Annotated in this window: 16 protein-coding genes; 6 read left to right on the forward strand and 10 right to left on the reverse strand. The window is 65.2% G+C overall.

Features of this window, described 5'->3' with window-relative positions:
- Nucleotides 1-2: 2 nt before the first annotated feature.
- Nucleotides 3-1,340, reverse strand: coding sequence for a phosphoglucosamine mutase (gene glmM, locus AC3A43_RS06555; RefSeq protein ID WP_487791707.1), 1,338 nt, complete (start codon nucleotides 1,338-1,340; stop codon nucleotides 3-5).
- A gap of 177 nt (nucleotides 1,341-1,517) precedes the next feature.
- On the opposite strand from glmM, the gene AC3A43_RS06560 reads away from it, so the two are divergent.
- From AC3A43_RS06560 to AC3A43_RS06570, 3 genes are all read left to right on the forward strand, one after another.
- On the forward strand, nucleotides 1,518-2,771 hold the full coding sequence (locus tag AC3A43_RS06560; protein WP_487791708.1) for a dicarboxylate/amino acid:cation symporter: 1,254 nt from the start codon (nucleotides 1,518-1,520) through the stop codon (nucleotides 2,769-2,771).
- Nucleotides 2,768-3,763, forward strand: coding sequence for an aldo/keto reductase (locus AC3A43_RS06565; protein WP_487791709.1), 996 nt, complete (start codon nucleotides 2,768-2,770; stop codon nucleotides 3,761-3,763). The genes AC3A43_RS06560 and AC3A43_RS06565 overlap by 4 nt, the downstream gene beginning before the upstream one ends.
- A 66-nt stretch (nucleotides 3,764-3,829) precedes the next feature.
- The gene (locus tag AC3A43_RS06570) at nucleotides 3,830-4,279 is read left to right on the forward strand and encodes a hypothetical protein (RefSeq protein ID WP_487791710.1); all 450 of its coding nucleotides are present in this window, start codon (nucleotides 3,830-3,832) and stop codon (nucleotides 4,277-4,279) included.
- 55 nt (nucleotides 4,280-4,334) lie between these two features.
- On the opposite strand, the gene AC3A43_RS06575 is transcribed toward AC3A43_RS06570, so the two are convergent.
- The 5 genes from AC3A43_RS06575 to AC3A43_RS06595 are packed head-to-tail and all read right to left on the reverse strand — an operon-like array spanning nucleotide 4,335 to nucleotide 9,918.
- Nucleotides 4,335-4,871 (reverse strand): DUF1003 domain-containing protein, encoded by a 537-nt coding sequence (locus AC3A43_RS06575; RefSeq protein WP_487791711.1) that lies wholly within the window; start codon nucleotides 4,869-4,871, stop codon nucleotides 4,335-4,337.
- Nucleotides 4,872-4,875: 4 nt separating this feature from the next.
- Nucleotides 4,876-5,577, reverse strand: coding sequence for an NnrU family protein (locus AC3A43_RS06580; protein WP_487791712.1), 702 nt, complete (start codon nucleotides 5,575-5,577; stop codon nucleotides 4,876-4,878).
- Nucleotides 5,578-5,623: 46 nt separating this feature from the next.
- On the reverse strand, nucleotides 5,624-6,925 hold the full coding sequence (locus AC3A43_RS06585; RefSeq protein WP_487791713.1) for an amidohydrolase family protein: 1,302 nt from the start codon (nucleotides 6,923-6,925) through the stop codon (nucleotides 5,624-5,626).
- The gene (locus AC3A43_RS06590) at nucleotides 6,922-8,331 is read right to left on the reverse strand and encodes an amidohydrolase (protein WP_487791714.1); all 1,410 of its coding nucleotides are present in this window, start codon (nucleotides 8,329-8,331) and stop codon (nucleotides 6,922-6,924) included. The genes AC3A43_RS06585 and AC3A43_RS06590 overlap by 4 nt, the downstream gene beginning before the upstream one ends.
- A 3-nt stretch (nucleotides 8,332-8,334) precedes the next feature.
- A complete protein-coding gene (locus tag AC3A43_RS06595; RefSeq protein ID WP_487791715.1) occupies nucleotides 8,335-9,918 on the reverse strand; it encodes a peptide MFS transporter in 1,584 nt (527 codons plus the stop codon).
- A gap of 183 nt (nucleotides 9,919-10,101) precedes the next feature.
- Between AC3A43_RS06595 and AC3A43_RS06600 the strand changes: the two genes are divergently transcribed.
- Together AC3A43_RS06600 and AC3A43_RS06605 are read left to right on the forward strand one after the other, a co-directional pair.
- Complete coding sequence (locus tag AC3A43_RS06600) at nucleotides 10,102-10,683, forward strand: nitroreductase family protein (protein WP_487791716.1); 582 nt, start codon at nucleotides 10,102-10,104, stop codon at nucleotides 10,681-10,683.
- 71 nt (nucleotides 10,684-10,754) lie between these two features.
- Nucleotides 10,755-11,102 (forward strand): GntR family transcriptional regulator, encoded by a 348-nt coding sequence (locus AC3A43_RS06605; RefSeq protein ID WP_487791717.1) that lies wholly within the window; start codon nucleotides 10,755-10,757, stop codon nucleotides 11,100-11,102.
- 3 nt (nucleotides 11,103-11,105) lie between these two features.
- Here the strand turns inward: AC3A43_RS06605 and AC3A43_RS06610 are convergent, their stop codons facing one another.
- Genes AC3A43_RS06610 through AC3A43_RS06625 form a run of 4 tightly spaced genes read right to left on the reverse strand, consistent with a single transcriptional unit; the run spans nucleotide 11,106 to nucleotide 17,847 of the window.
- Nucleotides 11,106-12,950, reverse strand: coding sequence for a tetratricopeptide repeat protein (locus tag AC3A43_RS06610; protein WP_487791718.1), 1,845 nt, complete (start codon nucleotides 12,948-12,950; stop codon nucleotides 11,106-11,108).
- Nucleotides 12,951-14,339: a PEP-CTERM-box response regulator transcription factor gene (prsR, locus tag AC3A43_RS06615; RefSeq protein WP_487791719.1), complete on the reverse strand. Its 1,389-nt coding sequence runs from the start codon at nucleotides 14,337-14,339 to the stop codon at nucleotides 12,951-12,953.
- A complete protein-coding gene (gene prsK / locus AC3A43_RS06620) occupies nucleotides 14,336-16,456 on the reverse strand; it encodes an XrtA/PEP-CTERM system histidine kinase PrsK (protein WP_487791720.1) in 2,121 nt (706 codons plus the stop codon). Before prsK ends, prsR begins: the two co-directional genes overlap by 4 nt.
- A 2-nt stretch (nucleotides 16,457-16,458) precedes the next feature.
- Complete coding sequence (locus AC3A43_RS06625) at nucleotides 16,459-17,847, reverse strand: TIGR03013 family XrtA/PEP-CTERM system glycosyltransferase (RefSeq protein ID WP_487791721.1); 1,389 nt, start codon at nucleotides 17,845-17,847, stop codon at nucleotides 16,459-16,461.
- Nucleotides 17,848-17,975: 128 nt separating this feature from the next.
- Between AC3A43_RS06625 and AC3A43_RS06630 the strand changes: the two genes are divergently transcribed.
- Complete coding sequence (locus tag AC3A43_RS06630; protein ID WP_487791722.1) at nucleotides 17,976-19,010, forward strand: mannose-1-phosphate guanylyltransferase; 1,035 nt, start codon at nucleotides 17,976-17,978, stop codon at nucleotides 19,008-19,010.
- Nucleotide 19,011: the final 1 nt, after the last annotated feature.

Below are 19,011 nucleotides of genomic sequence, written 5' to 3' on the forward strand. Positions count from 1 at the left end.
GGTTATGCCGTCGCGGTGCGGACCGCGTCGCAGATCATGTCGACGACGCGCTCCACCTGTCCGGCGTCGTCACCCTCGGCCATCACGCGGATCAGGGGTTCGGTGCCCGACGGACGAATGACGAGGCGGCCCCGTCCCTGGAGCGCGGCTTCGCCCTCGGCGATCGCGGCCTGGACATGCACGTCGTCGAGCGGCTGGCCGCCGGCAAAGCGGACATTCTTCAAAAGCTGCGGTACCGGATCGAACTGGTGCAGCAATTCGCTCGCGGGCTTGCCAGCGGTAACCAGTTCAGCGAGCAGCTGGAGCGCAGCCAGCGTGCCGTCGCCGGTCGTCGCATAGTCGGACAGGATCATATGTCCCGACTGTTCGCCGCCGACGTTGAAGCCGCCCTCCTTCATCCGTTCGAGCACATAGCGGTCGCCGACCTTGGTCCGCTCGAGCCGCAGCCCCTCGCCTTCGAGGAAGCGTTCGAGCCCGAGGTTCGACATGACCGTCGCGACGACGCCGCCGCCCTTCAATCGCCCCTGCCGCGCCCAGCTCGCGCCGATCAGGCCCATGATCTGGTCGCCATCGACGATCGCGCCCTTTTCATCGACCACGATCAGCCGGTCGGCATCGCCGTCGAGCGCGATCCCGATGTCGGCGCCGCTCGCGACGACCGTTTCCTGCAACAGCGCAGGTGCGGTCGAACCGCATTTGTCGTTGATGTTGATACCATTCGGGGTGACCCCGATCGCGACGACGTCGGCGCCGAGTTCCCAGAACACCGTCGGCGCGCTGTTGTACGCGGCGCCATTCGCGCAATCGAGTACGATGCGTAAGCCGTCGAAGCGAACCGATTCGGGCAGGCTCTGCTTCACCGCATGAATATAGCGGCCGCGCGCGTCGTCGATGCGCTTCGCGCGCCCTATATGCGTCGCGTCGGCCAGCTTCGGATCCTGCGTCAGCAGATGTTCAATCTGCGCCTCATCCTCGTCGGACAATTTATATCCGTCGGGACCGAACAGCTTGATCCCGTTATCGTAATAGGGATTGTGGCTTGCCGACAGCATGACCCCCAGGTCGGCACGCATCGACCGTGTCAGCATCGCGATCGCCGGGGTCGGCATCGGGCCGACCTGAACCACGTCCATCCCGACGCTGGTGAAGCCCGCAACCAGTGCGTTTTCGAGCATATAGCCCGACAATCGCGTGTCCTTGCCGATCACGACGCGGTGCTTGTGATCGCCGCGCAGGAAGTGCGCGCCCGCGGCCATGCCGACGCGCATCGCGACTTCCGCCGTCATCGGAACCTGATTGGTCAGACCGCGAATCCCGTCGGTTCCGAAAAACTTGCGCATGACACCTCTTGCTACTTACGCCGATGGTCGGGCAATCGCCTGCCCCGGCACTCACAGGATGGCCCCCAAGGAGCATTTCCCGGCCCAAAAACCGGTTCCCGTTTCTTCCGGGAGGTGCTCTAAGTCACCCTCTTTTGCTTGGCAAGCAGGCCAGAATAATCGCCGGGAGAATCCGTCTTGAAATCCGCTTGGTTCATCTTGTCCTCTCTGGTCGCCGGCATGTTACTCGGGATTGGCGTCGAGATGATTTCGGTCCCGTGGGGAACCGCATCGCTGCCCTATATCGAGTGGATCGGCCTGCTCTGGCTCAACGCCCTCAAAATGACGATCATCCCGCTGATTGTCGCTCTGCTCATCACCGGGATCACCGCGACGGCCGACGCCGCGCGCGCGGGCAAGCTGGCGGGCCGCGCGGTCGCGATCTTCGTTGGCGCGAATCTGGTCGCGGGCCTGATGACCTTGCTGGTGTTGCCGCTTTTGCTGCAAGCGTTTCCGATGTCCGCCGCGGCGGCGGCCGGATTGCGCCATGGGCTCGGCGGGTCGACCGAAGCCATACCATCGCCCACCTTCACCGATTTCGTCCTCGGCCTCATTCCGACCAACCCGATCGCTGCGGCGGCCGAGACCAAGATCCTGCCGCTGATCGTCTTCACGACCATCTTCGCCTTCGCGATCAGCCGCATCGGCAGCGCCGAACGCGCAACGCTGTCGGGCTTTTTCAAGGCATTGGGCGATGCGATGCTCGTCGTCATCGGCTGGGTGCTCGCGCTCGCCCCGATCGGGGTCTTCGCGCTCGGCTATGCGCTCGCGATCAAGGCGGGCGTCGCGGCGTTCGGCGGGCTGGTCCATTATGTGCTGATGCTGTCGGCGATCGGCGTCTGCACGATCATCCTCGGCCTGGCACTGGCGGTCTTCGTCGTCGGCGTCCCGCTGCCGCGCTTCGTCCGCGCGATGGTTCCGACCTTCGCGGTCGCGATCAGCACGCAAAGCTCGCTCGCCAGCTTGCCCGCGATGCTCAAATCCTCCGAGGAACTCGGGGTCGACCCGAAAAAGGCCGACGTCGTCCTGCCGCTTGCGGTCGCCTTGTTCCGTTTCACCAGCCCGGCGATGAACCTCGCGGTGGTCGTCTATGTCGCCTGGCTGTTCGGGGTCGAGCTGACGCCGTGGGAGATGGCGGTCGGGCTCTTGGTCGCGCTGGCGGCTGCGCTAAGCTCGGTCAGCCTGCCCGGCTCGATCAGCTTCGTGACCTCGATCGCGCCGATCGCGATTGCGATGGGGGTGCCCGTTGCCCCGCTCGGCCTGCTCGTGGCCGTCGAAACCTTCCCCGACATCTTCCGGACGCTCGGCAATGTCGTCGGCGACGTCGCCGCGACCAAATATGCCGCCGATGGTATAGAGAACGATGTTCCCCCAGCAGGAGTCGCACCATGAAATATCGCAAGCTCGGCCACGGCCTCACCGTCTCGGCGATCGGCATCGGCTGCATGCCTATGATCAAGGGCGGCAATATCCTGTATGGCGAAGCCGCCGACCTCGACGAATCCACCGCGACGATCCACCGCGCGATCGACCTTGGCGTCACTTTTTTCGACACGGCGCAAATCTATGGCCCGTTCAGCAACGAGGAACTGCTCGGCGCCGCGATCAAGGGCAAGCGCGACGGGCTCGTCATTGCGACCAAATTCGGCTTCAAATTCGACGGCAACCAGATCGTCGGGGTCGACGGCTCGCCCGCCAACGCGCGGGCGGCGTGCGAAGGCTCGCTCCAGCGGCTGGGCATCGACACGATCGACCTGTTCTACCAGCACCGCGTCGATCCCTCGATCCCGATCGAGGAGGTCGTCGGCGGCATGATGGAGCTGGTGAACGAAGGCAAGGTCCGCCACATCGCGCTCTCCGAAGCCGGCGCCGACACGATCCGGCGCGCCGCGAAAGCCGCGCCGATCACCGCATTGCAGAGCGAATATTCGATCTGGGAGCGCGACGTCGAGGACGATATCCTTAGCGCGTGCCGCGAAAACGGCGTCGGCTTCGTCCCCTATTCGCCGCTCGGCCGCGGCTTCCTCGCGGGCGCGGTGCGCAGCCGCAACGAGCTTCCCGAAAATGACTGGCGGCGGAACGATCCGCGCTATTCGGACGAACACCTCCCCGCCAACCTCGCGATCGTCGATGCGATCGGCGCGGTTGCCGACAAGCATGGCGTCTCAAAGGCGCAGGTCGCGCTCGCCTGGCTGCTCGCGCAGGGCGACGATATCGTCCCGATCCCCGGCACCAAGCGCCGCGCGACAATGGAAGATAGCGTCGGCGCGGCGGAGGTTACGCTGACCGCTGACGATCTCGCGGCGATAGACGCGGCAGCGCCGAAGGGCGGGACGAGCGGGCCGCGCTACGGCGAGATGGGAATGCGGATGGTGCGGCTTTAGTCGCACTATCGATGGGGCAGGAATCGACAGATAGCTGACAGGTGGAGAACGCACTATGATGTGGCGATGCAGCTTCGAATCATTATCGCGCTCCTGTCGCTTCTCAATGTCGGCCCAGCACTCGCTTGTTCGCGACCCGATGGTGCGCCCATACTTTCCAATGAGGAAATTGTTAAAATAACGAAGGAACGAATTTCGCGGGCCAATGCGATAGTTGATGGCATTGTGATTGAAGAGAAAGATGACAGAGTCTTTTTGAAACCAATCAAGGTTTGGAAAGGTAAGCCTCTTCGCCGTTATTACATCGAGAATTCCGGCTGCGGCGTCTTTTTGTCAGCTGGAACTAAAATCCGGGCGTTGCTGGAGGGTGAATCAATTGGACTGATGATGATGGCCCCACTTGGTGAAAATCGGCTCAAAACGCAGTTATATGATAGCCTCATAGATGCGTACTTGGGCCAAGTTCGTCCGGCCGATTTTGAGAACGGCGGCTTGCCCTACCCGCCGCTGCCCTGACTCGTGGCGGGACTGTCTCGCATCTCCAAGGAGGGCATCGACCGCAGTCCTTTGCCTACCCCTTAACTTCCATCCGCTCGCAAAGCGCATCGACCTTCCCCGCCAGCTCATGAATCCGCATCTGGTCGATCTTCTCGTGCAGCCGCATGATTTCCAGCTCGGCGCGCAGGTTGATTTCATAATCGAGCCCCGCCGCGATCCGGTCTTTTGCCGAGGCGCGGTTCTGGCTCATCATGATGATCGGCGCCTGCACCGCCGCCAGCGTCGACAGCATCAGGTTCAGGAAAATGAACGGATAGGGATCGAACGCCATCCCCCAGCGCTCGAGCACCGCTGAATTGAGCAGCATCCAGCCCACCAGCACGACGGTGAACAGGATGATAAATCCCCAAGAGCCGCCGACCTTGGCAACCTTGTCTGACAACCGCGCGCCAAAGCTCGCCTCGGCATCGTCCATATCGGCGGCGTCGCGACTGATCAGGCGCCGCTCGGCGATTGCGTCGAGAACGCGGCGTTCGTCATCGTCGAGCTCGTCAAGCGGGCGCCCGAGCAGGCGAAGCGACAGGTCGGCGGTCGTCGTCGCGTCGTGCATTATGTCACCCCATCCAGCGCCAGATGCCGGCAACCATATAGCCCAGCGCGCCATGCGCCCAGGTCGCCACAAACCAAAGCACGGTCCCGCCGAGCAATGCATGCGACCGCGGGATCGTATCGCCCCATGGCGCCGCGCCGCCCAGCTGCCGCGCAAACGGTAAAAAGCTCGTCCGCGCCGCCCAATGCCGCCAGGCGTCGCCCATCAGCCGCGCCTTCTTCGCATCCTGTCCCGCCGAACCGACGAGCGCGAGGAATATGATCGTGCCCGACAATATGATCTGCGCACCCGTCGGCATCACCATCGCATGCGCAACCGCCCACAAAGTAAAGCCCCACATCATCGGGTGACGCGTGACCGCGAACACGCCGCGCGGCGCAGTCTGCGCCGCCTTCGCCGCTCCCGGCGCGGGCAAGGCCGGATTGCCGATCAGCGATCCCATGAACAGGATGCTGGCGAACAGCACGAGCGCCGACGCAACGATCCACAACCCGTCGCCGACGCCCCACAAAGGCGTTTCGGGCGGCATCCCGCGCCACGCCTGCACGACCATGATCAGGGTCGCGATCGCGACGACCGAATAGACGATCTGGAACCCCCGCTCACCCATCCGCCCCGCGAGCCCGTCGCGGAGAGGATGCGATAACGCGAGGTGCGAGCCGACGAACAGCGCGCAGGTCGTGATCAAAAGCGACATCGGTTGCATGGAAGCCTCTCCCTCTCCCCTTCGCCGCCTTGGATCAGGTGCGGCTTTACCTGTCGTAAGCCTTGGGCAAGGCCCCTTCCTGCGGGGTCGCATAGCGGTCGCGCAGGCGATCCTGCCGCGTCGTCAGCGACTGTGCCTTGCCGTCGATCCAGACTGCCGTCGGGCGGCTGCCGAGTTCGAGCGGGTCATTGTCCCAGATCACGACGTCGCCGACGCGGCCCGGGCGCAGCGATCCGATGCTGCCCTCCATACCGACTGCGCGCGCGGGAACGCTGCTGATCGAGGCGAAGGCCTGATCCCAGCTCAGCCCGCTTGCGCCCGACACCCGCGTCAGCCCGACGAGGTTTCCGGCATATTGCGTCGCATAGCCCATCTTGTGCGCGTCATCGTCGTCGAACACGCCGACCGACACGTCGACGCCGGCTGCCTTGAGGCGGCCCGCGTTCGACTGCGTCGCGCCAAGCTGTTCGAAGCTCGACGGCAAATCGGTGAGCGGCGAGACGAGTACGGGCACCTTCGCCGCCGCGATATCGCGCGCGACGAGCCAGCCTTCGGTGACCCCGACCAACACCAGCTTCAGCGCGGGAAATTCGCCCTTCAGCTTCAGTACATTGACGATGTCGACCGCGCGATCGACGCGCACGAACAACGGCGTCGTGCCGTCGATCACGCGCACCAGCGCATCGGCATCGGCGCGCTGGATCATCGCGTCATTGCCCCATTCGGCGAGCGTCGCGGGGTTGCGCGCATAGCTGCGTGCCGCCAGCAATTGTTCGCGGAACAGCAGGAACAGCGCCGCGCGGCTGCCCCCCGCCTTCGCCGAGCCATCCTCGCCGAACGCCACATATTGCAGCGCGCGCGGTCTGGTCACCATGTCCATATCGTCGGCCAGATCCACCACCGCGCCCTGCCCGGCGAACAGATTGCTGCTGCCCCCCGGCGCGACGATCGCACGGGTGACGCCCGAGGCGCGATTGACCGCGACGGGCGAGCCCATCGGGTTCAGCGCCGGAGCAATGTCGAGCCCGGCCGAGAAGCGGGTACGCGGCGCATTGCGATCGTTGGTACCGGTCACCGCATCGACTTCGGTCAGGCCGACGCGACTGAACGCCGCGACGATGCCCGGCGTCACATATCGGCCCTGCGCATCGACGCGCTCGACGCCTGCGGGCACGGCAACGCCGGCGCCTGCCGCCACGACCTTGCCGCCGCGCACGACGACGGTGCCGCCCTCGATCGGCGCACTGCCATCGCCGATGACGAGCCTGGCATTGACGATAGCAATATCCTGCGCTGCGGCCGGAACAGCGATCAGCGCCGCAGCGGAAAGAAGAAGGGCGCGCATCATTTCACGTCTCCTTCGCCCGGCTGGCCCAGCTCGAAATCGCTCACCGGACGCCGCTTCGGATCCTGTGCGTCGAACATCAAAGCCCCGTCGATCCAGACCTTTTCGGGCCGCGTGTATGCGCTGAACGGATTGCCGTTCCACAGCACGACGTCGGCCATCTTGCCGGGCTTCAGACTGCCGGTGCGATCACCGATGCCCAGCGCCTTGGCGGGATTATACGACAGCCAGGTCCACGCCTGTTCGTCGCTGACGTCGATGCCGATACGGCGGCCCGCGGCGCGCGCTTTCGCAGCTTCCTGATTCAGGCGCTGAATCTGGTTCGCGTCGTCCGAATGGACGATCGTGCACGCACCGGCCTTGTAGACGAGCGGGATATTCTCGTTGACCGAGTCATAGGCTTCCATCTTGAAGCCCCACCAGTCGGCCCACATCGCCGAGCAGATGCCTTCTTTGGCAAGGATATCGGCGATCTTGTAGCTTTCGACCGCATGGTGGAAGGTCGACACCTTATAGCCGAATTCCTTCGACATATCGATGACGAGCGCCATTTCGTCGGCGCGGTAGCAATGATTGTGGACGAGGATTTCGCCCGACAGCACGCCCGCGAGCGTTTCCATCGCCAGATCGCGGTCGACGGCTTTCCCGTCGTCCATCTTCTTCTTGTACGCCGCCGCCTTCTGCCAGGTCGCGCGGTTCACCGCGAAATTGCCCATGCGGGTCGAAGGCGCGCGACCCTTGCCGCCATAAACGCGCTTCGGATTCTCGCCGCACGCCATCTTAAGGCCATAGGGCGCGCCGGGGAATTTCATGCCCTGCACCGTGCGCGAGGGCACATTTTTCAGCGTGATCGAGCGTCCGCCCATCAGGTTAGCGCTGCCCGGCAGGATCTGCAGACTGGTCACCCCGCCATTGGCGAGCGCGCGGCTGAACCCCGGGTCCTGCGGCCAGACGCTATGTTCGGACCAGACTTCGGGGGTCGTCGGCGACGTCGCTTCATTGCCGTCCGAATGGGCATCGACGCTGGGCGAGGGATAATCGCCAAGGTGGCTATGGATGTCGATGACGCCGGGGGTCAGATACTTGCCGGTGCCGTCGATCACGTCAGCATCGGTCGGCAAGTCCATGTCGGGTCCGCCGATCCGATCGACCTTGCCGCTCGTCATCACGATCGACCCATTGTCGATCCGTCCGCCCTCGCCGTCGAAGATCGTGACACCCTTCACCACCGTCAGGCGGGTCGGATATCCCTTGTACGTCGACGGATAGGGATCCTTGTTGAACTTGGCTGGCTTTTCGGCGGGGGCGGGTTTATCGCCCGCCGAAGCCGTTTCCCCCTTGCTCGCCGCACAGCCGACGAGCGCCAGCGACACCGCAGCCAGCAGGCTGCCCTTCACACCCCGGATCATAGTTTACGCCCCCTTGGATTCGGGATGGATGCCAGCCGCTTGCGGTTCGGCGAGTTCGTTCTGGCCGGCAAGACCGTCGGCATCGCTAAGCGTGTCGAGGTGCATCAGCTTCTTGATCAGCGGAGACACGATAATCACGAGGATGCCGAACCCGACCGCCCACAGGCCGATCGTCTGATAGACGTCGAGCACGAGCGCCTTGCCCGCCCCCTCACCGCTCGCCTTTTCAGACCCCGTCGCCGCCGCGATCAGGCCCGCGGCGAAATTGCCGGTTGCCGATGCGAAGAACCAGGTGCCCATGATCAGCGAGGCCATATGCGCCGGAGCCAGACGGTTCATCGCGCTGAGACCGACGGGCGACAGGCAAAGCTCGCCGGTCGTGTGAAGCAGGTAGATCAGGAAGATGAACAGAACGGGCGTCGCATTTTCCATGCCAGCGGCCTCGGCGCCCCATTTGAGGACGAAAAAGCCAAGACCGAGCTGGAGCATCGCGAGACCGAATTTGGCGGGCGCCGAAGGCTCCCACCCGCGGCGGCCGAGCCAGGTCCACAGCGCCGCGAACAGCGGCGCGAACAGGACGATATAACCGGCGTTGAGCGACTGGAAGACCGATGCAGGAACCCCCGCGCGATCAACATAGCGATCGGCGAACAGATTCAGCGACGAACCGGCCTGTTCGAACAAGGCCCAGAAAAGGATCGAACCGAGGATCAGGAACAAGGCGGCAAAGATGCGGTCGCGGTCCTGCGGCGGCAGTTTCACGACGGCGGTGAAAACGACATAGGCGACGAGGGCGGCGCCCGCGACGCCGAGGAAGGTCCCGACCAGCGCCTGATTCTGCACCATCCACCAGCAAACGCCGACGGCAAGCAGGCCGACGATGTAGAGCAGCCATTCGAACTTGATGCCCATGACGGGCTGCGCCAGCTTCTCCGGATTTTCGGGTTCGCCGCGGCCGAGCAGCAACGGCTTGCCCCAGATGAAGACGATCAGGCCGAGCAGCATGCCGAAGCCAGCGGCACCAAAGCCATAGGACCAGCCATAGGTTTCGCCCAGATAGCCGCAGAGCAGCGAGCCGAGGAACGCGCCGAGGTTAATCCCCATATAAAAGATGGTGTAAGCGCCATCGCGGCGCACGTCGGTGCGCGGATAGAGCTGGCCGACGATCACCGAGATATTGGCCTTCAGGAAACCCGAGCCGACGATGATGAAGGCGAGCGCCAGCCAGAAGATGCTGAGGCTGGCCGGATCCTGTCCGCCGTCGCCCTCGAACCCCATGATGAAATGGCCGAACGTCAGCAAGATGGCGCCGTAAGTAACCGCTTTTCGCTGCCCCAGCCATCGGTCGGCCAGATAGCCGCCGAGCACCGGCGTGATGTAAACAAGCGCGGTATAGGCACCGTAGATGACGCCCGATTCCCCGTCGGAGAACAGCCAGTGCTTGGTGAGGTAGAAAATCAGGAGTGCGCGCATCCCATAATAGGAAAAACGCTCCCACATTTCGGCGAAAAACAGGACAAAAAGGCCCTTCGGGTGGCCGAGAAACGTCCCGGCGGCATCCCCGTGCTGGGCATAGGCTTTGGTCATGGCGACCCTTCCCTGAATATGGTTGTTGGCCCTCGAAACGGGGCAGATGGCCGTAACACTAGCGTCAAAATTGCGTATGGGAAGAATCTAATTGCGCTTGAAACCACCGCAATCGGGCCGAAATTTATTGCGAATGGCTCGCAACACTTGCGCAAAGGCGCGCAAAAGGCCACATGACGGCCCATGTTCAACGACACCTCCTCGCTCCTCGCCCATCTCGCCACCCGCCGTTCGGGCAAGGCCCGCGATATGATCGCCCCCGGCCCCGATGCCCCGACGCTGCGCGAGATTATCGCGCTCGCGCTCCGCACGCCCGATCATGGCAAACTCGCCCCCTGGCGCATCGTCACGATCGCCGACGACCAGCGCGAGGCGTTTGCGGCGCTGCTGAAACAGGCATGGATCGCCGACAATCCCGGCGCGGCCGGTATGGACCTGTCCGCGCTCGACCAGTTCGCGCATCAGGCGCCGACCCTGCTCATACTCGTCTCGACTCCCGTTCCGGGCAGCAAGATCCCCGTCTGGGAACAACAGATGTCCGCAGGCGCGGTGGGCATGAACCTGCTGCACGCTGCCCACGCGCACGGCTTCGTTGGCAGCTGGCTGACCGGCTGGGCGGCGTTCAGCCCACAGGTCGCCGCCGCTTTTGGTGCCGGCGAGGGCGACCGGATCGTCGGCTATTTCTTCCTCGGCACCGCAGCGCGCGAACTCGATGAACGCCCCCGACCCGAATATGATGATGTCGTTCGAAACTGGGAAATTTAGTTACGCGACACGCGAAACATTTGTAACAATCGGAATTTGACTGTGCTGCTGTCTTATGGCATTAAGGCGGCATGCTCGATCAGTCCAAACCCGTGTATCAGCGTCTGCGCGATGTCATCGCCAACGCCATCCTCGACGGCCAGTTTCGCGATGGCGACATGTTGCCGTCGGTCCGATCGCTCGCCGCCGAAGAGGGCGCGAACCCGCTGACGGTGGCGAAGGCCTATCAGACCTTTCAGGACGAGGGGCTGGTTACGGTCAAACGCGGCGTCGGTATGTTCGTCGCCGAGGGCGCGACCGAACGCCTCCGCGACCTGATGCGCGCCGATTTTCTCGCCAATGTCTGGCCGCCGGTCGCGCAACAGATGCGCCGCATTGGCCTCGACGCGCGAACTTTGCTGGATCTGGCAGAAGCCTGAGCCTTAACGCCCGATCTGGCTCGCCTTGTCGCGCAAGTCGATTGCCGCCTGCTTATTGCCGCGGCGTTCGAGCAGGTCGGCGTAAAACGCCATGATCCCGGCATTCAGCGGCTGTAATCGATACGCCCTGTCGATCAGCGGCAGCGCGCGTTCGTCCTCCCCCTTTGCCGCCCACGCGCGCGCCAGTTCGCGCAGGATGACGACGTCGCGGTTGCCGATCCGGCTGCGCACATGTTCGAACTGCGCGATCGCCTGATCCCAATGCTCGAGATCCATCGCAAGGTGTCCCGCCAGCCGGTCGGCGGCGATGCTCGACGGCTGGCTGTCGCGCAGCGCAAGGATTGCCGCGCCCGATCCGGCGGCATCGCCCGCGCGGAACAGCGCATTGGCGAGCCGCAACGTCGTGCGCTCGCTCGCGTCGAGATCACGCGCGGCGCGGTAGGCCTGAACCGCCAGATCATAGCGGCCGCCGGCAAGCGCCGCATCGCCGAGCAGGATATGCGCATCGGCAACGCCGCGGTTGGCGTCGCGCAGCCGTATCGCGCGGGCAATCGCGCGCGCGCTGTTGCCGGCCGATAGATCCGCGGAAATCGCGGGGATCGCCTTGGCGGGATCGAGCGGGTCGGAATCGGCCGCCATCGTCAGAAGCCCATAATCATCGTCGGCGGCAAAAGGCACCGCTTCGCCCCGCGCCAGCGTTGCCGCGCGCCCCAGATAATCGGCCGATTCGATCCGGCGACCCAGCTCCGCCGCCGCGCGCGCGGCAAGCAGCAGCGACCAGCTGTCGGCGTCGGGACGCTGGACCAGCGGCAACAGCGCCTCGAGCGCGCCGTCGGCGTCGCCATCGGCCCAGTCGGCCGCGGCGAGGATGCGGCGCGCGGTAAAATTCTCCGGCTGCTCGGCCAGCAACCGGTCAGTCCAGGTCGCCGCGACCGCTTCGCCGCCCAGCTTGAGTTCGACGATCGCGCTCAGCAGCATGAACGACGGCTGTGCGTCGAGTTCGCCGCGCGTGCGCTGAAGCAGGCTGCGCGCGAGCCGGTAATTGTCGGCGCGCGCCGCGAGCACGGCTTGCAGATAATAGAGGCGCGGATCGCGCGGAACGATCGTCGCGGCGTGGCGCAGCGCGGTCAGCATGTCGCGATAGCGCCCCAGATCGCCCAGCGTCGCCGCCTGTTCGATCAGCGCGTCGGCGTTGTCGGGATCGGCCGCGAGCGCATCGTCGTACCAGGCGAGCGAGGCGCTCAGCCCGTCCGCGGTCCGCACCAGATTCGCCTTGAACGCCAGCGCGGCACTGTTCGCCTTGTCCAGCTCGATCGCATAATCGACCGCGTCGCGGGCGCCGAGCACATCGGCATTGGCATCGCGGAACCGTGCGACATCGACCCACAATCCGGAACTGCGCGGCAGCTCGTGCACCGCGCGATCATAGGCTTCGCGCGCCGCGCCCATATCACCATTGCTCAGGTGGACGTCGCCCGCGACCCATGCCGCCTCGCCGATCATCTCGGGAATGACCGGCCCGTCGTCGAGCGTTGCGAGCGCGCGGCCGCCTTCGCCCTGCATGGCATAGGCGCGGGCGAGCAACGGCCGCAGCGCCGCGTCGTTGGCGCCGGCCGCCAGGGCCCCTTTTACCGCAGCCTCGGCACCGACGCCGTCGCCCAGCCGGATGGCGACGCGCGCCAGTTCGACGCGCCGGGCGATGTCTTTGGGATCGCTGGCGATCGCTTCCTGCAACGCGGCGCGGCGCGCCTCATACGCCTTGCGCGGTGCGCCGGGCGCGCCGTCACATGCCCCCAGCAGCAGCGTCGCCAGCAGCAGCGCGCCGGTCCAGACGCGGCGAAAATCCATTCAGGCCTGCATCCGATATTGCTTGAGCAGATCGTACAGCGTCGGTCGGCTGATCCCGAGCAGCTTCGCGGCGAGCGAAATATTGCCCTCGCTCTGCATCATCGCGCGGCGGATCGCGACGCGGTCGGCGGCCTCGCGCGCGCTGCGCAGGTTCAGCCACGCCTTCTCGCTCCCGGCCCCATTGGCGCCTTCGCCGCCCGCCATATCCAGATCCTCGCGCATCACCAGCTTGCCGTCGGCCATGATAACGGCGCGCTTGATGCGGTTTTCAAGCTCGCGGACATTGCCGGGCCAGCGCCCCTCGTCGATCGCGTGCAGCGCATCGGGTGCGAAACCGCGCACGCCGGGGTTCATCTCGGGCGCATATTGATGGAGAAAATGCCGCGCGAGCAGCACCGCATCGCCCGGCCGTTCGGCGAGCGAGGGGATTTTCACGACCATCTCGGCGAGACGGTAATACAGATCGTCGCGAAAGCTCTGCTGCGCGATCATTGCGTCGAGGTCGCGATGGGTCGCGCACACGATCCGCGTATCGACCGCGATCGCCTTGCGCCCGCCGATGCGCTCGATCGTGCGCTCCTGCAAAAAGCGGAGCAGCTTGACCTGCAGCAGCAGCGGAATGTCGCCGACCTCGTCGAGGAACAAGGTGCCACCATGCGCCAGCTCGATCTTGCCTTCGGTCGTCTTCACCGCGCCGGTGAACGCGCCCTTTTCGTGCCCGAACAGCTCGCTTTCGAGCAGATTCTCGGGGATCGCGGCGCAGTTGATCGCGACGAAGGCGCCGTCGCGCCGCCCGCTCGCCTCGTGCAGCCCGCGTGCGAGCAACTCCTTGCCGGTCCCGCTCGCGCCAAGCAGCATCACACTGACGTCGAGGTTCGCGACGCGTTCGATCGTCCGCGCGACCTTCAGCATCTCGGGCGCGCCGGTGATCATCCCGCCGAGGACGCGATTGTCGCTGCTGCCCTGCCCGGCAAGGCGCGCATTTTCGACCTCGAGCTCACGGACGTGAAAGGCGCGGGCAACGATCAGCCCCAGTTCGTCGATGTCGATCGGCTTCTGATAAAAATCCCACGCGCCGCTCGCGATCGCGGTCAGCGCGCTCGCGCGTTCGCCATGCCCCGACACGACAATCACCTTGGTGTCGGGCTTGACCTCAAGGATCGTCTTCAGCGTCCGGAACCCTTCGCGCGTGCCGTCGGGGTCGGGCGGCAGGCCAAGGTCGAGCGTCACCACATCGGGTTCCTCGGCGCGCAACAACTCGATCGCCGCGTCATGGTCGCCCGCGACGAATAGCTGATAATCCTCATACGCCCATTTGAGCTGCGTCTGCAGCCCGGCGTCGTCCTCGACCACCAGCAGCTTGCGCAGATAGGCCCCGCTTTCGCTCATTTCGATCCCACTTTCATCACGCTCGCATCGACGCCCGCGTCGCCGCGCGTATCGGCCAGCGGCAACCACAGGGTGAAGCTGCTCCCGTGACCGGGCTCGCTCACCACCTCGATCGCGCCACCCATCGCCTGCGCAATCTGCAACGCTTCGAACGCGCCCAGCCCGAAGCCCGATTCCTTCGTCGACACAAAGGGCTTGAACAACTCGTCGCGGATGAAGTCGCGCGTCATGCCGCTGCCCTGGTCGATCACGTCGATCCGCACGCGCCCCTGTTCGGCGACCGCAACGACTTGCACCGACGTCCCGGGATCGGACGCATCGATCGCATTGGCGACAAGATGCCCGACGATCTGCCGGATCGCCCCCGCATCGCCCCATGCCGACAATCCGGCCTGACAGCCGATGAACAGCGCGCGGCGGGGCCGCACCTCGGCCGCGACATCGTTCAGCACGGGTTCGACCAGCGTACGCCCGGCCTCCGCCGCGGGGCCACGCTCGCGCGGCGACAGACGAACGAGCAGGTCGCTGAGCCGTCCCGCCGAAATCTTGAGCGTCTCGACCATGTCGGCGCGAAAATCGGGCTTGTCGGCATGGCGCTCGGCGTTGCGCGCGAGCAGCCCGATCTGGCTCGCCAGATTTTTGATGTCGTGCATGATGAACGCGAAGCGCCGGTTGAATTCGTCGAATCGCCGCGCCTCCGACAGCGCCTGCTGGCTCTGTGATTCGGCAAGATAACTCGCCGCCTGCTGCCCCGCGATGCGCAGCACGTCGAGGTCTTCCCAATCGAGCGCGCGCGAAACCGCGGGGCGGTGCAGCACGACGATCGCGATCATCCGCTGGAAATGCAGCACCGGCACGACGACCCACGCGCGCGTATCGGCGATCAGCCAGTCGGGGATCGCCAGATCCGCGACCGCCTGCCCGCGCCGCTCGGCGTCGAGGTCGACGATATGCTGCGTCTCCTGCAGCATGAAGGCGGATCGCAGCGACAGCGTCGCCTCCTCACCCGCGCCGTCGGGCCAGTGCCATTGCTCGGCAATGCGAAAGCCACCCGCGGCGCCCGGCGTCATCAGCAACGCGGCCGGGCTGCCCGTCAGTTCGGCGAGCGCCTTGGCGACGCGGCGATAAAGATTGCGGTCATCCTCGCCCCCGTCGCCTTTGGCGCCTTGCCCCAGCGTCGCGGTGAAGCGCATCCACTCGGCGCGATAGTCATAGCGATGCTCGAAGAAATGCTTGGAGATCATCACCGACAGCCACGCCCGCGACCGCGATGATGCGAGCATCAATCCGCCGGCGCCGAGCGCGACCGATAGGGAAATCGCCTGCGCCAGCTCGGCATAATCGCCGCCGACCGCGCGCGCCACCGCGCCGGCCAGCGCGATGACGATCAGATAGGCCGCGCCGCCGAGCAGGATCAGCGTGCGCATCGCCGCTGTGCGCGACAGGCGCATCCGCTCGCGCCCGACATCCATCGCCGCGATGACATAAAGCGGCAGGGTCAGCAGCACGACGGCGGGCAGCAGGGCGATCAATGTCGACGCCTTCTGCCCGGTCAGCGCCCCGATCAGTTGGACATTGAGTTCATAGGCCCACAGCATCGCAAAGCCGCCGGCGACCGCCATCACCGGCATCCGCTGCCCCGCGCTCGCATGGCGAACACCGCCGTCGATGATCAGCAGCCCGCCGACCGCCACGACCACCGCGGCGAAACCCAGCGTCGGCGTCATCCACGATTCGGCCGCCGCGCCGGCACGCAAATGCGCCGCCGCGCCGAGGAGCAGCGTCAGCACACAGATCGTCACGAGCATACGCAAGATCAGGCGCAGCGGCCGCGACATCGGGGCGCGGGGTGACCAGAAGGTCGCGCCAAGCCAGATGAGCATCGCCAGATCGCGCAAGGTCTGGACGACCAGCGACTGCGACGATCCGGGCGAGTAGAGGAAGATGGCCATGCACCACAGCGCGGTCGCCGCGGCGGTCGCGGTGAGCAGGCGCGGCGCGGACACCAAGGCCGCCATCCGTGCGCGCGGCCGCATCAGCAGCCACAGCGTGACGCCGGCAAAGCCCGCCAGTGCAAGACCGGACAGGATTTGCGACAGGCCTGCAAACGCGCCCACGGCTACCGCGCACCCTCCGGCCACAGCACGACACGCACGGTCTGGAGCAGGATCAACAGGTCGAGGAAGGGCGAGTAATTCTTGGCGTAGTAGAGGTCATATTCCAGCTTCACGCGCGCATCCTCGACCGATGCGCCATAGGGATAATTGATCTGGGCCCAACCGGTCAGGCCGGGTTTGACCATGTGGCGCTCGGCGTAATAGGGCAGCTTCTTTTCGAGTTCCTCGACGAAGCTCGGCCGTTCGGGACGCGGCCCGACAAAGCTCATGTCGCCCTTCAGCACGCACCAGGTCTGCGGCAGTTCGTCGATGCGCAGCTTGCGGATCACCCGGCCGACGCGCGTGACGCGCGGATCATTCTCACTCGCCCACACCGCCTTGCCCTCGGCTTCGGCGTCGGTGCGCATCGAACGAATCTTGAAGATGTCATAAGGTTCGCCGAACAGGCCGACGCGCGGCTGGCGATAGAAAACCGGCCCGCGGCTATCGAACATCACGGCGATGCCCGCGATGATGATCAGCGGCAGGCCGACCACCAGCACAAGCAGGCTCGCGACAATATCGAACAGCCGCTTGCTGACCTTTGAAATCCGCTGCCCTGCCGAAAAGCCGTCGGAAAAGATCAGCCCGCTGGGGTTGGTCGTCGCCAGGTCGACGCGCCCCGTCTCGCGTTCGATGAAGCTCGCGATGTCGTTGACATGGACCCCCGTCGTCTTGACCCGCAGCAGGTCGTTCAGCGGCAGCGCATTGCGCCGTTCCTCCAGCGCGAGCACCACTTCGCCCGCCCGCAGCGTCACGACATGGTCCGACAGATTGTCGAGCTGTTCGCGCGGTATGGCGCCTGCCACGGTCTTTTCGGCCGCACTCATCGCAACGAAGCCGACCATCTCTAGCCCGCTTCCGGGCGCGTCGGCCAGGGCCGCCAATCGCGCGGCGCGCGGCCCGGCGCCCAGCACTAGGATACGGCGCCGAAAGGCCTCGGCGCCCCCCGACTGGGTCAGCGCGAGCCGGATCACGAACAGGACCGCGATGGCAAGGACCATCGCATACAGGCTGTTGGCGCGCCACAGTGTCGCGGTCGGCAACAGAAAACCGAGCACCGACAGGAAGATGACGCCAAGCGAAATCGCGGCGAGCAGGCGCGCGGTCGCAAAGCGCATCGAACGCAGCCCCTCGTTCCCGTACATTCCGGTCGCCATCATCGCGAGCGAATTGGAAAGCCCGAAGGTCATGAGCGGCAGCCAGCGGCCCGCGAGCGGTCCGGCGTCGAACCCCGCCTGATGCGCGTAAAGATGCCACGCCCCCTCGGCCGAACCGAGCAGCGCGAAAAATTCGATCAACGCCAGCCAGACGACCGCGTGCGGAACATAATGTTTAAACAGCCGGAACATGGAAAATCGCTGACCCTTTCGACGCGGCGATACTACAGCCGAGGCGTCAACTGTCGGTTAATTTTACACTCGTCCCGGCCCAAATCAAATGATGACCGGCAGCATCCAACGCGATAGACCCCGCTTCTATGACGCTGATGATCCAGCCTGTTATCCTGTGCGGCGGCGCCGGCACCCGCCTCTGGCCCGAATCGCGCGGGACCCGTGCCAAGCAATTCCTGTTGCTGCACGGCGAACGCAGCCTGTTCCGCCAGACGGTCGAGCGCGTCCCCGCGGGCCCCGATTTCCTGCCGCCGATCATATTGTGCGGCGACGGGCATGTCGCGATGGTTCGCGAACAGATGCGCGACCGCGAGGAAACGCTTCTCGTCGAACCGATGCCGCGCAACACCGCCGCCGCGATCGCGCTGGCCGTGGCGCGGGCCGACGCCGACACGCTGCTGCTCGTGATGCCGAGCGATCATGTCATCGCCGATGTTCCCGCGTTTCATGCCGCGATCGCCAGGGGCGTCCGCCTCGCGCAGCAGGACTGGCTCGTTACCTTCGGCATCGCCCCCGACGGCCCCGAAACCGGGTTCGGTTATATCGCCGCGGGCACCGCGCTCGGCGAAGACGGCTTCGTCGTCGACCGGTTCGTCGAAAAGCCACCGCTCGCCGATGCCGAGGCGATGCTCGCGGACGGCGGCTATAGCTGGAACGCCGGGATTTTCCTGTTTCGCGCGGCGCGAATGCGCGACGCGATGCTCACCCATTGCCGCGAAATCTTCGAGGCCGCCGACCGCGCAGTCGCAGCGGGCATGTACGACGGCGACGCGCTTTACGCCGACGCCATCGCGTTCGCAAAGGCGCCCTCGGTTTCGATCGACTATGCCGTGATGGAAAAGGACGACCGCGTCGCCGTCGTTCCCGTGGCAATGGGCTGGTCCGACCTCGGCAGCTGGCACACCATCCACGCGCTCGCCGAAAAGGACGATGCCGACAATGCCGTCACCGGCGACGCCTTCCTCCACGACAGCCACGGAAATCTGGTGCGCGCGGGCGACAAGCGGATCTCGATCCTCGGCATGGACAATATTGCCGTCATCGTCGACGGCGACGATATCTTGATCATCCCGCTCGAACGGTCGCAAGAGGTCCGCGCGGCCGCCAGGGCGCGCGAATAGG

The sequence above is a fragment of the Sphingopyxis sp. Soil_C_28 genome, assembly GCF_057657055.1.

Bases quoted from the DNA above. Each gene is read 5' to 3' on its own strand.
- AC3A43_RS06565 (WP_487791709.1), top strand. From the start codon at position 2,768: ATGAAATATCGCAAGCTCGGCCACGGCCTCACCGTCTCGGCGATCGGC.
- AC3A43_RS06625 (WP_487791721.1), bottom strand. From the start codon at position 17,847: ATGTTCCGGCTGTTTAAACATTATGTTCCGCACGCGGTCGTCTGGCTG.
- AC3A43_RS06590 (WP_487791714.1), bottom strand. From the start codon at position 8,331: ATGATCCGGGGTGTGAAGGGCAGCCTGCTGGCTGCGGTGTCGCTGGCG.
- AC3A43_RS06595 (WP_487791715.1), bottom strand. From the start codon at position 9,918: ATGACCAAAGCCTATGCCCAGCACGGGGATGCCGCCGGGACGTTTCTC.
- AC3A43_RS06575 (WP_487791711.1), bottom strand. From the start codon at position 4,871: ATGCACGACGCGACGACGACCGCCGACCTGTCGCTTCGCCTGCTCGGG.
- AC3A43_RS06570 (WP_487791710.1), top strand. From the start codon at position 3,830: ATGCAGCTTCGAATCATTATCGCGCTCCTGTCGCTTCTCAATGTCGGC.
- AC3A43_RS06630 (WP_487791722.1), top strand. From the start codon at position 17,976: ATGACGCTGATGATCCAGCCTGTTATCCTGTGCGGCGGCGCCGGCACC.
- prsR (WP_487791719.1), bottom strand. From the start codon at position 14,339: ATGAGCGAAAGCGGGGCCTATCTGCGCAAGCTGCTGGTGGTCGAGGAC.
- AC3A43_RS06580 (WP_487791712.1), bottom strand. From the start codon at position 5,577: ATGCAACCGATGTCGCTTTTGATCACGACCTGCGCGCTGTTCGTCGGC.
- AC3A43_RS06605 (WP_487791717.1), top strand. From the start codon at position 10,755: ATGCTCGATCAGTCCAAACCCGTGTATCAGCGTCTGCGCGATGTCATC.
- AC3A43_RS06610 (WP_487791718.1), bottom strand. From the start codon at position 12,950: ATGGATTTTCGCCGCGTCTGGACCGGCGCGCTGCTGCTGGCGACGCTG.
- glmM (WP_487791707.1), bottom strand. From the start codon at position 1,340: ATGCGCAAGTTTTTCGGAACCGACGGGATTCGCGGTCTGACCAATCAG.
- AC3A43_RS06600 (WP_487791716.1), top strand. From the start codon at position 10,102: ATGTTCAACGACACCTCCTCGCTCCTCGCCCATCTCGCCACCCGCCGT.
- AC3A43_RS06585 (WP_487791713.1), bottom strand. From the start codon at position 6,925: ATGATGCGCGCCCTTCTTCTTTCCGCTGCGGCGCTGATCGCTGTTCCG.